The organism is Kibdelosporangium philippinense (assembly GCF_021390435.2).
GTDB classification, from domain to species: Bacteria; Actinomycetota; Actinomycetes; order Mycobacteriales; family Pseudonocardiaceae; genus Kibdelosporangium; species Kibdelosporangium philippinense.
Genome location: NZ_JAJVCN010000004.1, coordinates 1247340 through 1261402, shown reverse-complemented (window position 1 = coordinate 1261402; position 14063 = coordinate 1247340). Strand labels below are relative to the sequence as shown.

Here is a 14063-nt window from a genome sequence, read left to right as displayed (position 1 = left end):
CGTTCCAGCACACCGTGTCCACCTTTGCGACACACTGAGATGCACTTTCCGGCACCTGGAGTTCCCCACTCCGGCGCGCCATGTTCGAGCCCGCTTCGGTGCCCGACTGTCGCCACCCACCACGCCCCTTGAAGCCGCCGTTCCCCGTGACCGCTGTTCGCTCTGGGCGATCCGCTCAGCGGAATTGTTCGTCGATCTACGTAGTTGAGCTAGGCAGACTCAATATTTCTTGTAGAGGGTGTGACAGCCGTGAGCGAGACGTTGAACCTCCCCGTTCTGCCGCTGGATGACGTCGTCGTGCTGCCCGGGATGGTTGTGCCGGTCCGGCTCGCCGAGGCCGAGGCCAGGGCCGCGATCGACGCGGCACAGGCGGCAGGCCAGTCGAAGATCTTGCTGGTCCCCAGGCTAGACGGGAAGTACGCCAAGGCAGGAACGGTCGGCGAGATCGAGCAGATCGGCCGCTTGCCTGGCGGGCAGAAGGCCGCTGTGGTCCGCAGCATCTCCCGCGCCCGGATCGGCGCCGCGACCAGCGGCCCCGGTGCGGCGCTGTGGGTCGAGGCGACCGAGCTCGACGACGTGGTCGACGAGCGGGCCCGTGACCTGGCCAAGGAGTACAAGAACCTGGTCACCGCCATCCTGCAGCGCCGTGGCGCGTGGCAGGTCGTCGACCAGGTGCAGCAGGTGAATGACCCGGCGCAGCTGGCTGACCTGGCCGGATACGCGCCGTACCTGACCGAAGAGCAGAAGTTGTGGCTGCTGGAGACCCCGAACGTGACCGAGCGGCTGGAGAAGCTCGTCACCTGGGGTCAGGAGCACATCGCCGAGCTGGACGTCGCCGAGACGATCAACAAGGACGTCAAGGAAGGCGTCGAGAAGCAGCAGCGCGAGTTCCTGCTGCGCCAGCAGATGGCCGCGATCCGCAAAGAGCTGGCCGAGCTGGACGGCAAGCCCGCGTCCGAGGAACAGGACTACCGCGCCAGGGTCGAAGAGGCCGACCTGCCTGAGCACGTCGAGAAGGCCGCGTTGACCGAGGTCGACAAGCTGGAGCGGACGTCGGAGCAGTCCCCGGAGGTCGGCTGGATCCGGACCTGGCTGGACACCGTGCTGGACATGCCGTGGAACAGCCGGACCGAGGACAGCTACGACATCAAGGGCGCGCGAGCGGTGCTGGACGCCGACCACGCGGGCTTGGATGACGTGAAGGAACGCATCATCGAGTATTTGGCGGTCCGTCGCCGCCGGGCCGACCGTGGCCTGGGTGTCGTCGGCGGACGGCGTAGCGGCGCGGTGCTGGCGCTCGTCGGCCCGCCCGGTGTCGGTAAGACGTCGCTCGGCGAGTCCGTCGCGCGAGCCATGGGCCGTGAGTTCGTACGTGTTGCCCTGGGTGGTGTCCGTGACGAGGCCGAGATCCGTGGTCACCGTCGTACGTACGTCGGCGCGCTGCCCGGCCGTATCGTCCGTGCCATCAAGGAAGCCGGGTCGATGAACCCGGTCGTGCTGCTCGACGAGATCGACAAGGTCGGCGCGGACTACCGGGGTGACCCGACCGCGGCGCTGCTCGAGGTGCTGGACCCGGCGCAGAACCACACGTTCCGCGACCACTACCTCGAGGTCGAGCTGGACCTGTCCGACGTGGTCTTCCTGGCCACGGCCAACGTGCTCGAATCCATCCCCGGACCGTTGCTGGACCGCATGGAGCTCGTGCAGCTGGACGGCTACACCGAGGAGGAGAAGGTCGTCATCGCTCGTGACCACCTGCTCCCCCGGCAACTGGACCGCGCCGGTCTGACCGCCGAGGACGTGACGGTCGACGACGACGCGCTGCGCCTGCTGGCAGCCGAGTACACCCGCGAGGCGGGCGTCCGGCAGCTGGAGCGCGGGATCGCGCGGGTGCTGCGCAAGGTGACCACCAAGCTGGCGCTCGGCGAGAACCTCAAGTCCGTCCGCATCGAGGCCAAGGACTTGAAGGAGTACCTGGGCAGCCCGAAGTTCAAGCCGGAATCGGGCGAGCGGACGTCGGTTCCCGGTGTGGCGACCGGCCTCGCGGTGACCGGTGTCGGCGGTGACGTGCTGTTCGTCGAGGCTTCCTTAGCGGACAAGGAAACCGGGCACACCGGCGTGACGCTGACCGGGCAACTCGGCGACGTCATGAAGGAGTCGGCGCAGATCGCGCTGTCGTACCTGCGGTCGCGGGGCGCGGAGCTGGAGCTGCCGGTCGGTGACCTGTCCGAGCGGAACATCCACATCCACGTTCCTGCTGGTGCGGTCCCGAAGGACGGCCCGAGTGCCGGCGTCACGATGACGACCGCGTTGGCGTCGCTGCTGTCTGGGCGGCCGGTGCGGTCCGAGGTCGCGATGACCGGTGAGGTGTCGTTGACCGGGCGGGTCCTGCCGATCGGTGGCGTGAAGCAGAAGCTGCTCGCGGCACACCGGATGGGCCTAACCACGATCCTGCTGCCGAAGCGCAACGAGCCGGACCTGGAGGACGTGCCGGAGACCGTGCTGAAGGAGCTGACCGTGCACCTGGTGAGCGACGTCCGCGAGGTGCTGAACCTGGCGCTGGAGCCAGCCACCTCGGAGGCGGCACTAGCAGCCTGACCTGCACAAACAAAGCCACCCGTGCCCCAAGGACGCGGGTGACTTTTTGTTGAGCCTTGTCCATAACCCCACATAGGGGTATAAATGGGGTTATGCCGAAGGTCAACGTGTACCTCCCTGACGAACTCGCGGACGCGGTCAAAGCGGCGGGCCTGCCCGTGTCCGCGATCTGCCAGCGCGCGCTGGAACAGTCGGTGCGGCGGGTGACCGCGATCAGAGCGATGACGTTGACCGACTTGGATGGCAGCCAGTTGTCCCAGTTCACCGAGCGCACCCGCACGGTGATCAGATTGGCCGTCGAACGAGCGGCTGGCGCGCCAAGCGTGGGCACCGAGCATCTGCTCGCCGGAATCCTCGCTGAAGGCACCAACCTGGCAGTGCGCGTCTTACGTGCGATGGACATCGATCCCGCAGTGGTCGAGAACGCCTTGACCGCACGGGTTCCCTTAAGCGAGGGCGAACCGCCGACGAGATTCAGCGACTTCGCGTCGAACGCGCTCGAGTTGACCGTGACCGAGGCGCTTTCGTTGGGGCACAACTATGTCGGCTGCGAGCACCTGTTACTCGGCCTGCTCAGCGAACCCGGCGGTGTTGCCGGTGACTTCTTACGTGAGCAGGGCGTGGACCTGCGGACCACGCGCCGGACGGTGGAAGCCGCATTGATCGGCTACCAACACCTGCGTGCCCAGCCCGGCAACGACCCGGTTCTGGCGGCGGTCCGCCAGGAACTGAAGCCGATCGTGGAACGAATCGAACGACTGGAGCAGCGAGCGGGCTCGAAGTGATGTGGCGCGTCCTCATGGTCGCGCTCCTGCTCGCACTGTTATTGGGAGCGCTGGTATGAAACGCATACTGCTGGTGGCGACCGGCGACACGATGGCGTACCTGAGCGACCCGCCTGGGGTGGCGAAGGGCGCTCAACTGTTGCGCGGGATCGCGGACGTCCCGGGCGTGGACGTCATAGTCGAAGACGTGCTGGCCGAGCCAAGCTGGGACACGTCACCCAGCACGATGCTCGCGATCGCGCGAAGAGCCCGTTCCGCGCTGACCGAAGGCTTCGACGGCGTGGTGATCACGCATGGCATTGACACGCTTGAAGAAACCGCGTTCCTCACTGAACTCATGGCCGGATCCACGGAAGGCGCCATAGTTTTCACCGGCGCCACCCAGCCCTTCGACGAGCCCGGAAGTGACGGCCCGGCCAACCTCGCGACAGCACTCATCGCGGCCGCCGACCCAGCCGTGAACGGCACGGTCGTGTGCTTCGGCGGTGAACTGCATGCCGCTCGTTGGGCGACGCTCGCCACCGAAACATATTTCGTATCCGATCCACTGCTTGGCCACGTGACCAGATCAGGCGTCACGATGGTCGTCCCTTTACCGCCGCGGCTACCGGAGCCTGACGGTGTCCCGGAGACCGACGTGGCGCTGATCAAGACGTACCCGGGGATGCCGCCGTCCTTACTGACCGCGGCAACGGACGCCGGCGCGCGCGGCATCGTGCTGGAGGGCACCGGCTCGGGGAACGTGCCCGTCGAGTTGTTCATCACGGTCAGCGAACTGACCGAATGGGACATCCCGGTCGTCATCGCCTCACGAGCACGCACGCCGGGCATGACCAGCCTGGCCGAGAAAGTAGGCGCGATCAGCGCGAACGGTCTGCGACCAGCGCATGCACGAGTCGCGTTGATGGTCGCGCTGGCCAAAGGAGGTGGAGTGAACTCGGCACGCGAGTGGTTCGGGCACCTGCTTGGATAGCGGCATGACAGCAGCACCTCAGGTCGTGGTCTTGGCCAACTCGGAACTGCTCGCGGCTGCAACGGCAGCACGCCTGCTGACCAGCGTGATCGACGCCCAGGCCGCCAGGGGAACCGCGTCGGTGGTGCTGACCGGCGGCCGTACCGGCAATGCCGTCATGGCGCAGTTGCTGGCCTCACCGGTCAAGGACGCCGTCGACTGGTCGAACGTGGACTTCTACTGGGGTGACGAACGGTTCCTGCCCGCCGGAGACCCGGAGCGCAACGAAACGCAGGCACGCGAGGCGCTGTTGGACCACCTGCCGATCGACCCGACGCGCGTGTACGCGATGGAGCCATCGGACGGCAAATTCGGCGACGACCCCGACGCGGCCGCCGAGGCGTACGCACAACTGCTGGCGTCAAAAGCCGATGACGGACAGGTACCAGTGTTCGACGTGTGCCTGTTGGGTGTCGGCGAGGAAGGCCACACCGCGTCGATCTTCCCCGAGTCCCCAGCGGTGTACGAAACCTCGCGCACAGTGGTAGCCGTGCGCGACTGCCCGAAGCCACCACCGACGCGCGTCTCGCTGACGCTGCCCGCGATCCGGCGATCAACCGAGGTGTGGCTGCTGACCGGCGGCGAGGCCAAGGCGGACGCGCTCGCGATGGCGTTCGGCGGGGCCACCGAGGTCGAAATCCCCGCCGCCGGTGCACGTGGTCAGCAGCGCACGCTGTGGCTGCTGGACAAGGCCGCAGCAGCCAAACTCAGCTGACGGCGGTCTTGACCGGCTCGACCGGCTCCCGGTCGTAGATCCCGGGCGGATCCAGTTTGAGCACGAACGTCAGCAGCGCGTAGAGACCCGCGCCAAGCAACATCGCCACCACGACGCCAACGTTCGTGGTCCCGATGACGCCCTGCTTGGCCTCGTCGGACAACAGGAACCCGACGACCTTGGCAATGTTCGGATCGGACGACGTCACCAAACCAAGCCCAACGATCGACGCGACAACCAAAGAGACAACCGCGGTCCACCGGCCCGACCGCCCACCCGCACCAGCGGGTTTGGCCATATCGACGTTCCAGCCAAGCCTGCGCTGCCGGATGAAGTCGAGCAGCTGGATGCCACCCATCGTGCCCATGACGACGGAGATGAGCGCGAGAAAAGCCTGGAACGTAGCCAAAAACGAATCGGATACGAAAAGCAGATAGAACGCACCAGCCGCGATCACCACCATGTTGATCAGCGTCGTAGCGGCACGCGACAGCGGAACACCCAAAGCCAGCAACGCCAAACCAGACGAGTAGATCCCGGTGATGGCGGCGGCGACCAGCGAGATCACGATGACGATCGTGAACGGAATGAAGAACCACAACGGAAGCAGCGCGGTCAACGCCCCAATCGGATCATTGGCCGCGGCCTTCCCCAACTCCGGATCACCAGACGCGAGCAGAACGCCAAGGATCAGCAACACCGCGACCGGCAGCACAATCCCGCCGGTGGTCCACCCGATCACCCCACGAGCCGGCGTATCCCGCGGCAGGTAGCGAGCAAAATCGCCGCCATAGTTGAGAAAACCGAGCCCAACGATCGTCATCGCCAGGATCACCCCGCCGATGAACGTCCCCACGGACCCGTTGGGAGCGTCACCCAACGCATCCCACCGGATCTTCGGAACGATGATCGCGATGAAGACGATCGTCATGACCGCAGTGAGCCACGCAATCCACTTCTCCACCCGCATGATCAGCTGATGACCGAAAACAGCAACGGTCAACGTCACCGCGAGAACCACAACGAACCACAGAACGACGGCAAGCACGCTCTCATTGCCCTGCTCGTCCGCGAACACCCCCGGCCACAACCGAACGAAGAGCTTGGCCCCAGACGTGGCGGCCAGCGTGATGATCGTGACCTTCCACCCAATGTTCGAAAGATAAGCGAAGAACGTCGGGAACTTGTTGCCGTGCAACCCAAAGGCGAACCGAGTCTGCGTCAATGTCGGCAACCCAGTCCGCGGCCCACCAACCGCGAGAATGCCAACAAGGAACGAAGACAGCACGTAGCCGAGCACTCCGGCCACAATCGCCTGCCACGCGCTCAACCCAAGCCCGTAGACATAGATGCCGTAGCTGATGCCGAGAATCGAGATGTTCCACGAGAACCAGATCGCGAACAGCCCGGCAGGTTTGCCATGCCGCTCCTCGTCCGGGATCGGGTTGACGCCATTGGTTTCCACACTGGTCGACGTTGGCCGGTCGGTCACCGTTGTCCTCCTTCAGCCCCCGCACATGAATGAAGCAGTTGCCTCACCAAGCCTCAGCCGGTGAAACGCGCGGGAGGGCGCCAGGCCCACGTCCATCCCGCCGGTCAACAAGACCGACAGGACCGACCGATCGCCAAGCTCCTACCCATCCATCCCAATAGTCCAGAACAGTGACGATATGGTATACCATGTATCATCCACAAGCCTTGGCGGCGAGGAACCCACCCCAAATACCGCCATCACCCCGCCCCACCAGCAAGAACCAACGCGGCCCATGGCACCTTCTCGTCACGCCAGGCAACCCAAACCACAGCCCACGCGCCACCAACACGACCTCCCGCGCGCCGCCGCGCCTGCCCACCACTTCCCGCGCCTGCCCACTACCTCCCGCGCCACCACTACGCGACCTTCCACGCGCCACCTCCCGCACCTGCCCCCCTGCCATCGGCCATGCCGGACAGAATCCCGGGCAACCGCGCAAAACCTGCCGAAGCGCGCCGTGCGCGTACGCCAACCGGGTGACCTGAGCTGCGAATATCCCGTTCGCGCGCTGACACCAGTTGCGGCCTGTACATATCCGCGCACCTGGCGCCACCACTGACATAGCTTCGAACGGTGTCGGAGGACTCGGGGATTCGTGAGCTCGCCGGACGGTACCGGCTGATCACACCGCTGGGACAGCGGGTGATGCGTGGGTGGGACCTGCACCTGCGCCAAGTCGTGGCGGTCCGGTTATTCGCGCAGCAGGACGAGGCGGACAAGTTCGTCGAGCAGGCCAGAGCGCTGACGGACTTATCGCACCCAGGCCTGGTGCGCGTACTCGACGCGGGCATAGCGGACGACGGCGAACCGTTCCTCGTTCAGGAGTTCATCGCGGGCACAACTCTTCGTGCCCGGCTGACCCAAGGTGCCCTGTCGGCCAGCGAAGTGACGGAACTCGGATCGGCATTGGGCCGGGCGCTGGCGTACGCACACCAGCAAGGTGTGGCGCACCGGGACATCCACCCCGGCAACATCCTGCTCGGGCCGAGCATGGAACCGTATCTCACCGACGTCGGAATCGCCGAGTCGACCGCGGTTTCCTATATGGCGCCGGAACAAGCCAACGGCGAGCAGCCGACGATGGCGTCCGATGTGTACTCGTTCGGACTTGTGCTGCTGGAAACGTTGACCGGCCGGACCGAGTATCCCGGCGATGACGCGACCACCGCGCTCGCCCGGCTGAGCCGAGCGCCGATCATCAAGCCGGATCTGCCGCACGCCAAGGCGCTGCAAGCGATGCTGAGCAGCAACCCGAACGATCGCCCAGACGCGGCCACATGCGTCGACCTGTTACGTGGCTCCTCGGCGAAAGCCCGAGTGCAGACAAGGACTGTCCTGATCGCCGCGGTCGCAGCCGCCATTGCCGCGACGAGCATCGCGGTCGTGGTGAATCTGCCGAAGCAGCAACAACAGCCGCTGATGGAACCGAACGTCGTGCCACAAAGGCAAACCGTGACGGCAACGCCAACCAACCCAGGCACGCCGACCGTCAACGAGGTCGCGGACCAGACGCCCGAGGAAACGACGAAGTCACCGACGACGGAAGTGACCTCACAGGAACAGGAACAAGAACAGCAACAGCCCCTCATCCAGGACCAGCCAGTGGGCCTCGGTCAAAACCCGCCGACGTACACGACGCCATGGCAGCCCTGGTATCCCTGGGAAGAGATCGTCAAGCACAAGAAGAAGCCGAAAACGCCAAAGCCCCCTCCCTCGCCGGTCGGCGACGAGGAAGAGGGCGAAGAGGACTGACGACCAAATACTCAGCGCAGGCCGTTGCGGCGCGCCACCGCGATCAGCACGTCAGGATCATCGGAAATGATGCCCGTGACGCCAAGGTCGATCACCCGCTGGATGGTGGCCTCGTCATTGACCGTGTACGGCACAACCTTCAGGTCGTACTTACGCTCCAACTCCGGCGCGTCCGGGCCGAAGTAGTACTTCGGGTCGGTACGCAGGTACCAGTCATCCGACAGCACCTTGGTCTGCTTGGGATCGTGAACCTGCCAGTTCGCCGAAACCGTCGACGCTCCGGCGGCACGCACGAGCTGGCCCAGATCGCGGTACTTCCACCAATCCAAGCCGCCGGTCCACGGGCTCTTCACTGACGGGTCGCCATAGGCCGCCATCAACGAGCACTCGTCGGCCACGGTCTTGCACTCGTCCGGTCCGTACTGCCAGATCAGCGCGACCGTCTCGATCCGCGGGTCGATCGCGCGCGACAGCCGGATGGTCCGCCAGTCGAAGGATTGGATCGTCGTCCGGCGAGCCATCCCGGCCTGTTCGATCGCGGCCACCAACTGGACCGTGAACTGCTGGTACGGCGCCGTGTCGTTGGCCGTCGGGCTGATCTTGGTTTCGATGTTGAACCGGATATCGGCCCGGCCGCTGCGCTTGACCAGGTCGAAAACCTCGGCCAGGGTCGGGATGCGCTGCCCCGGCGCGGCCACCTGCTTCGGGAACTCCGGCAGCGTCTTTGTGCCGCAGTCGATCGTCTTGACCTGCGCGAGCGTCAGCTGACGAATCTGCTTGCCGACATACGGGAACTCCGCGTCGCCAGGCGTGACCGGAGCGGTGTCGACGCAGTGCGAGCCGTTGACGGTCCGGTCGTGGATCACGACGAGCTGGTTGTCTTCGGTCACGCCGGTGTCCAGTTCCAGAGTGGACACCTCGGGCAGGCCGAGCGAGTACTGGAACGAGGCCAGCGTGTTCTCCGGCCGAACCGAACGGCCACCGCGGTGCGCCTGGACGTCGAACGGCGAGGCGTACGCGCGCGGCAGTTTGTACCCGCGCTGCTTCATCAAGTTATGCAGCTGGTCCGGGTAGTCGGTGATGATGCCGTCGACACCGTCGTCGATCAGCTTGGCCATGGTCGGCATGTCGTTGACGGTCCACGGGACGACCTTGATCCCGTTGCGGTGCGCGTTGCGGACCATGTCCTTGGTGACGTACGGCCTGTAGTCCGGGTCAGTGACTCGGCCCGCCTGGGGGAAGCCGTGCACTGGCGAGAACGTGCCCGCCTTGAAGGTCTTGATCGCCGCGATCGGGTCGCCGCCGAAGTCGTCGATGTCGATCCCACCGAGCCACGGTGACTTACCCGGCTTGCCGACCTGGAGGAAGTCGTAGTTGGTCAGCGCCACGAGCGGCAGTTCCGGCGCGACCTGGCGCATGCGCATCAACGCGCCCCAGTCAAAGCTCTGGATGCTGACCCGCTTGGTGAACCCGGCCTGCCGGATCTCGCGCGCGGTCACCTGCACGAACTGCTCGCGCGGCGCGGTCTCGGTCGGCGCGCCCGCTTCGACCTTGGTCTCGATGTTCAGCTTGACGTCGTCCGCGCGGTAGCGCTTGACCAGGTCGAAAACCTCGCGAAGCAGCGGCATCCGCGAACCGGGCGACAACACCGCGTTCGGATAGTCCGGCAGCTTCTTCGAGCCGCAGTCGAGCGTCTTGACCTGTGCGAGGGTGAGGGTGTTGACGTATTTGCCGACGTACGGGAACTCCGGGTCGGCTGGCGTCGCTGGTGCGGTGTCGGCGCATTTGCGGCCGTCGACCCGGCGGTCGTGGGTGACGACGGCCTGGCTGTCTTCGGTGATCTGCAGGTCGAGCTCGAGCGTGCTCACGCCGAGCCGGATCGCGTTGCCGAACGAGCTGAGGGTGCTCTCCGTCCGCAGGCCGGTGCCTCCCCGGTGGGCCTGCAGGTCGAAGTCGGCACGCCGTTGTTGGTGCTGGTCGGCCTGTGCTGGAGCCGCGAGTACGCCAGCCACAAGGGTGACGGTTAAGCCCGCGAGGGCTCTCTTCGGCCAGATTGTGCTCATGGCCGCGGATAGTTTCAGTCTCAAGAAAACAAACAAAGACCATTCACTGAACTTTTCACCGGACTACACCGAAAGGCGGTGTTGTGGGCAACCTCTGACCAGGTTGGCTGTCACCTCGTAAAGTGTTCACGCGCACGTTGGGGAGTCCCCGTGTCCTTACGCCTGCGGGTCGCCGCGTTCCCGCTGTTTCTGTTGGTAAGTATGGCAAATCCGGCGATCGCAGCACCGGTCGTCGACCTGCCGGATGTGCCGTCTCTGTGCACCGCGGTGGACCCCGCACAGCGCATCGAGACGTCCCGGATCACCCGGCCCGTCGCGCCAGGTGTGACGCTCAGCTCGTTCGACTGGTACGAGCCGGGCGACGCGGGCGGCTGGGTCCGCGGTGACTCGCTCACGGTCGACCTCAGCGCGGGCACGACCGTGGACTACGTCGACCCCGGCCTGGTCAGCAAGGCCGAACCACTGTCCACTCAGGCCGGCGCGAAGCGCGCGGTCGCGGCGGTGAACGGCGACTTCTTCGATATCAACAACTCCAACGCGCCGGAAGGCGCCGGTATCAAGTCCGGTGCACTGGTCAAGTCGCCGAACACCGGTCATCACCGGGCGGTCGGCATCGACGCCGCGGGCATCGGCCGCGTCATGGAAGTGTTCTTCGACGGCACTCTCACGCTGCCCAGCAGCACCACCAAGCTCACGCAGCTCAACAGCGCACGTATCGACACCAACGGCATCGGCGTTTTCAACCCGGTATGGGGCACGTATTCACGTGACCGTGGAACACAAGGCGCCGCCCGTGCCGCCGAGGTGATCGTGCAGGACGACACTGTGACTCAGGTCCGCGCGGCGCCCGGCGCTGATCCATTGCCCGCCAACGGTTACGCCCTCGTTGGACGAGAGCTGGGGGCGGACACGCTGACGGCGCTGAAGCCCGGCGACAAGGTCAAAGTGCAGTATTCGTCACGTACGAGCGACGGAAGCACGCCCAAGGCGTTGGTCGGCGGCAATCAGCTGCTGATCCGCAACGGCCAGATCGTCGCTCCGGACGACCCGCTGCATCCGCGCACAGCGGTCGGCTTCTCCGCTGACGGCAAGAAGATGTTCTTGTTGACTGTGGACGGTCGGCAGGCGCCGTACTTGCTTGGCCTCAATCTCAAGGATTTGGCCGCGATCCTGAAGGAAATGGGCGCGTACAACGCGTTGAACCTCGACGGCGGCGGTTCGTCCACAATGCTCGCACGCGAGCCTGGCACAGCCGAGCTCGACGTCGAGAACAAGCCGTCGGACGGCGGCGAACGTCCTATCCCTAATGGACTGGCGCTTTACGCACCCGCCGGAAGTGGGAAACTGACGGGGTTCTGGGTGACGACCGCGATCGATCGCGAGAAAGCGCCAGGCGCGGATCCCATTCCCGGCGGCCGACCGGACCGCGTGTTCCCCGGCCTGACCCGTAAGCTCCTCGCCTACGGATACGACGAAACCTATGGCCCCGCGCAGAATTCGCACCGGTGGCACGCCAGCGGTGGCGGTTGGATCGGCAGCGACGGCGTTTTCCACGCGACAACCACTGGAACCTCAACAGTGTCCGCCCGAAGTGGACAGGCTTCCGGCAGCGTCAAGCTGACCGTGCTCGGGCAACTCGCCCGGCTCACGTCCACGACCACGCGACTCAGCCTCGCTGGCGAAGGCTCTGCCGGGAACTTCGGAATCGTCGGCTATGACAATGACGGCTTCACTGCGCCGATCGAACCCGCGGATGTACGGCTGGACTATGACCGGTCACTGCTGGAGATCACTCCGGACGCGGATGGCGCACTGCAGGTCAAGGGCCTCAAGCCGGTGGGTTCCGCAGTGGTCACGGCGACCGTCGGCCAGCAGGTGACCAAGATCCCCGTGACCGTCGGCTTGGCGGAACGCACGTTCGCGAACTTCGACGACGGCGCCTCGTGGACCTTCGGCTCGGCCAGAGGCACGGGTTCGGTCGCTCCTGTCCCGAATGGACGAACTGGCGCCGGGCTGAAGTTGTCATACGACTTCTCACTGTCGACCGGAACCCGTACGGCGTATGCGATCCCGCCGCAGCCGATCAAGATCCCCGGCCAGCCGCTCGCACTCGGCGCGTGGGTCTACGGCAGCGGCAAGGGTGAATGGACCGCGTTCACAGTGATCGACGGCCAAGGCCAAACTCGGTCGCTGTACGGTCCGTACATCACGTGGACCGGCTGGAGGTACATGGAGATCGCGGTCCCGTCGGCGATGGCGTTCCCGTTGACAGTCACCAGGTTCTACACAATCGAGACCAAAGCAGACCGGCTGTACACCGGCGAGGTGTTGATCGACGACTTCGTCGCCAAAGTGCCACCGGATGTGCAAATCCCAGCCGAGGCAACGGTCGCAGACCGACTGGTCGTTCAGGACGGGACGGTCGGTGACCGGCCGTGGCGATTCGCGGTGATGTCGGATTCCCAGTTCGTGGCCCGCAATCCGGACAGCGACCTGGTGAAGGCGGCGCGGCGGACGTTGCGGGAGATCAAGGCACAGAAACCTGATTTCCTCGTCATCAACGGCGACTTCGTCGACGAAGCCGCACCGGCGGATCTGACGCTGGCGCGCCGGATCCTCACCGAAGAACTGGGCGACGACCTGAAGTGGTACTACGTGCCAGGCAACCACGAGATCATGGGACCGGGCACAATAGACAACTTCCGGCGTGAATTCGGTGTCACGAACCAGACTTTCGACCACAAAGGAACAAGGTTCGTCCTCCTTGACTCGTCGACCGGAACGATCAGAGGCGGCGGCTTCGACCAGACCGTGTTGCTGCGCAAGGCTCTTGACGCTGCCAAAGTGGACAAGTCGGTGAATTCCGTTGTAGTGATGGAACATCACCCGCCACGCGACCCAACGCCCGCCAAGTGCAGCCAATTGTCGGACCGGTCAGAAGCCGCGTTGGTCGAACAATGGCTTGGCGACTTCCGTCAGGAAACCGGCAAAGGCGCCGCCTTCATCGGCGCACATGTTGGCGTTTTCCATGCGTCCCGTGTGGACGGTGTGCCATATCTGATCAACGGCAATTCCGGCAAGGTGCCTGGCGGCGACGCGACCTTGGGCGGCTTCAGCGGCTGGAGCCTGATTGGAGTGGACAACAAGCGCGGACGTGACTGGATCGCCACGGAAATCCGGCCGCACGTGGATGCGCTGACCATCGACGCGCCCGCCGAACTCAAGGTTGGCCAGTCAGCCAAGATCGCCGCCACGCTCACCCAAGGCACACGCACAGTGCCGGTGGCGTATCCGGTGAGCTACGACTGGTCCGGCTCTCCGAGCGTGCTGATCGGTGACTGGCGTGACTGGCGGCCGTGGCACGTCGCCCGCCTCGATCCGGCGACGGGCGCGCTGACCGCGTTGAGGCCAGGGACATTCATGCTCGCGGTGACCGTGAACGGCGTCACACGGCAGTCGGCCATTCAGGTGTACTTGCGAGCGGCGTCCTGATCGTTTTTCTCCGTCAAACCCGCCCGCTTCGGGCGGGTTTGACGGTATACCAATATGTTCCGTCCCTGATGAGCGGCGGTGCCCCGGGAAAACGGGTTACCGCTGTCCGGTA

General features: G+C 65.2%; 8 protein-coding genes and 1 pseudogene. 6 read left to right on the top strand and 3 right to left on the bottom strand.

Going from position 1 to position 14063, the window contains the following annotated elements; all coding sequences use genetic code 11:
• Nucleotides 1-249 precede the first annotated feature (249 nt).
• The 4 genes from lon to pgl all read left to right on the top strand — a co-directional run bounded on the left by lon (nucleotide 250) and on the right by pgl (nucleotide 5110).
• Nucleotides 250-2598, top strand: a complete 2349-nt coding sequence (gene lon, locus LWC34_RS48815; RefSeq protein ID WP_233732772.1) for an endopeptidase La — start codon at nucleotides 250-252, stop codon at nucleotides 2596-2598.
• A 92-nt stretch (nucleotides 2599-2690) separates the two neighbouring features.
• Complete coding sequence (locus tag LWC34_RS48810; protein WP_233732770.1) at nucleotides 2691-3383, top strand: Clp protease N-terminal domain-containing protein; 693 nt, start codon at nucleotides 2691-2693, stop codon at nucleotides 3381-3383.
• A 55-nt stretch (nucleotides 3384-3438) separates the two neighbouring features.
• Nucleotides 3439-4356 (top strand): asparaginase, encoded by a 918-nt coding sequence (locus LWC34_RS48805; protein ID WP_233732768.1) that lies wholly within the window; start codon nucleotides 3439-3441, stop codon nucleotides 4354-4356.
• Nucleotides 4357-4360: 4 nt separating this feature from the next.
• Nucleotides 4361-5110, top strand: a complete 750-nt coding sequence (pgl, locus tag LWC34_RS48800) for a 6-phosphogluconolactonase (RefSeq protein ID WP_233732765.1) — start codon at nucleotides 4361-4363, stop codon at nucleotides 5108-5110.
• Here the strand turns inward: pgl and LWC34_RS48795 are convergent.
• On the bottom strand, nucleotides 5103-6602 hold the full coding sequence (locus LWC34_RS48795; protein ID WP_233732763.1) for a purine-cytosine permease family protein: 1500 nt from the start codon (nucleotides 6600-6602) through the stop codon (nucleotides 5103-5105). The genes pgl and LWC34_RS48795 overlap by 8 nt on opposite strands.
• Nucleotides 6603-7217: 615 nt before the next feature.
• Here LWC34_RS48795 and LWC34_RS48790 point away from each other — a divergent pair.
• Nucleotides 7218-8396 (top strand): serine/threonine-protein kinase, encoded by a 1179-nt coding sequence (locus tag LWC34_RS48790; protein ID WP_233732757.1) that lies wholly within the window; start codon nucleotides 7218-7220, stop codon nucleotides 8394-8396.
• A gap of 11 nt (nucleotides 8397-8407) precedes the next feature.
• Here the strand turns inward: LWC34_RS48790 and LWC34_RS48785 are convergent, their stop codons facing one another.
• The gene (locus tag LWC34_RS48785; protein WP_284051952.1) at nucleotides 8408-9424 is read right to left on the bottom strand and encodes a glycerophosphodiester phosphodiesterase family protein; all 1017 of its coding nucleotides are present in this window, start codon (nucleotides 9422-9424) and stop codon (nucleotides 8408-8410) included.
• A pseudogene (locus LWC34_RS48780) lies at nucleotides 9410-10459 on the bottom strand (glycerophosphodiester phosphodiesterase family protein); the annotation flags it as partial. The pseudogene LWC34_RS48780 and the gene LWC34_RS48785, both read right to left, overlap by 15 nt.
• Nucleotides 10460-10609: 150 nt before the next feature.
• Between LWC34_RS48780 and LWC34_RS48775 the strand changes: the two are divergent.
• A complete protein-coding gene (locus tag LWC34_RS48775; protein WP_233732755.1) occupies nucleotides 10610-13951 on the top strand; it encodes a phosphodiester glycosidase family protein in 3342 nt (1113 codons plus the stop codon).
• The last annotated feature ends 112 nt before the right edge of the window (nucleotides 13952-14063 follow it).

Coding starts and splice junctions, on each gene's coding strand:
- LWC34_RS48810 (WP_233732770.1), top strand. CDS start 2,691: ATGCCGAAGGTCAACGTGTACCTCCCTGACGAACTCGCGGACGCGGTC.
- pgl (WP_233732765.1), top strand. CDS start 4,361: ATGACAGCAGCACCTCAGGTCGTGGTCTTGGCCAACTCGGAACTGCTC.
- LWC34_RS48805 (WP_233732768.1), top strand. CDS start 3,439: ATGAAACGCATACTGCTGGTGGCGACCGGCGACACGATGGCGTACCTG.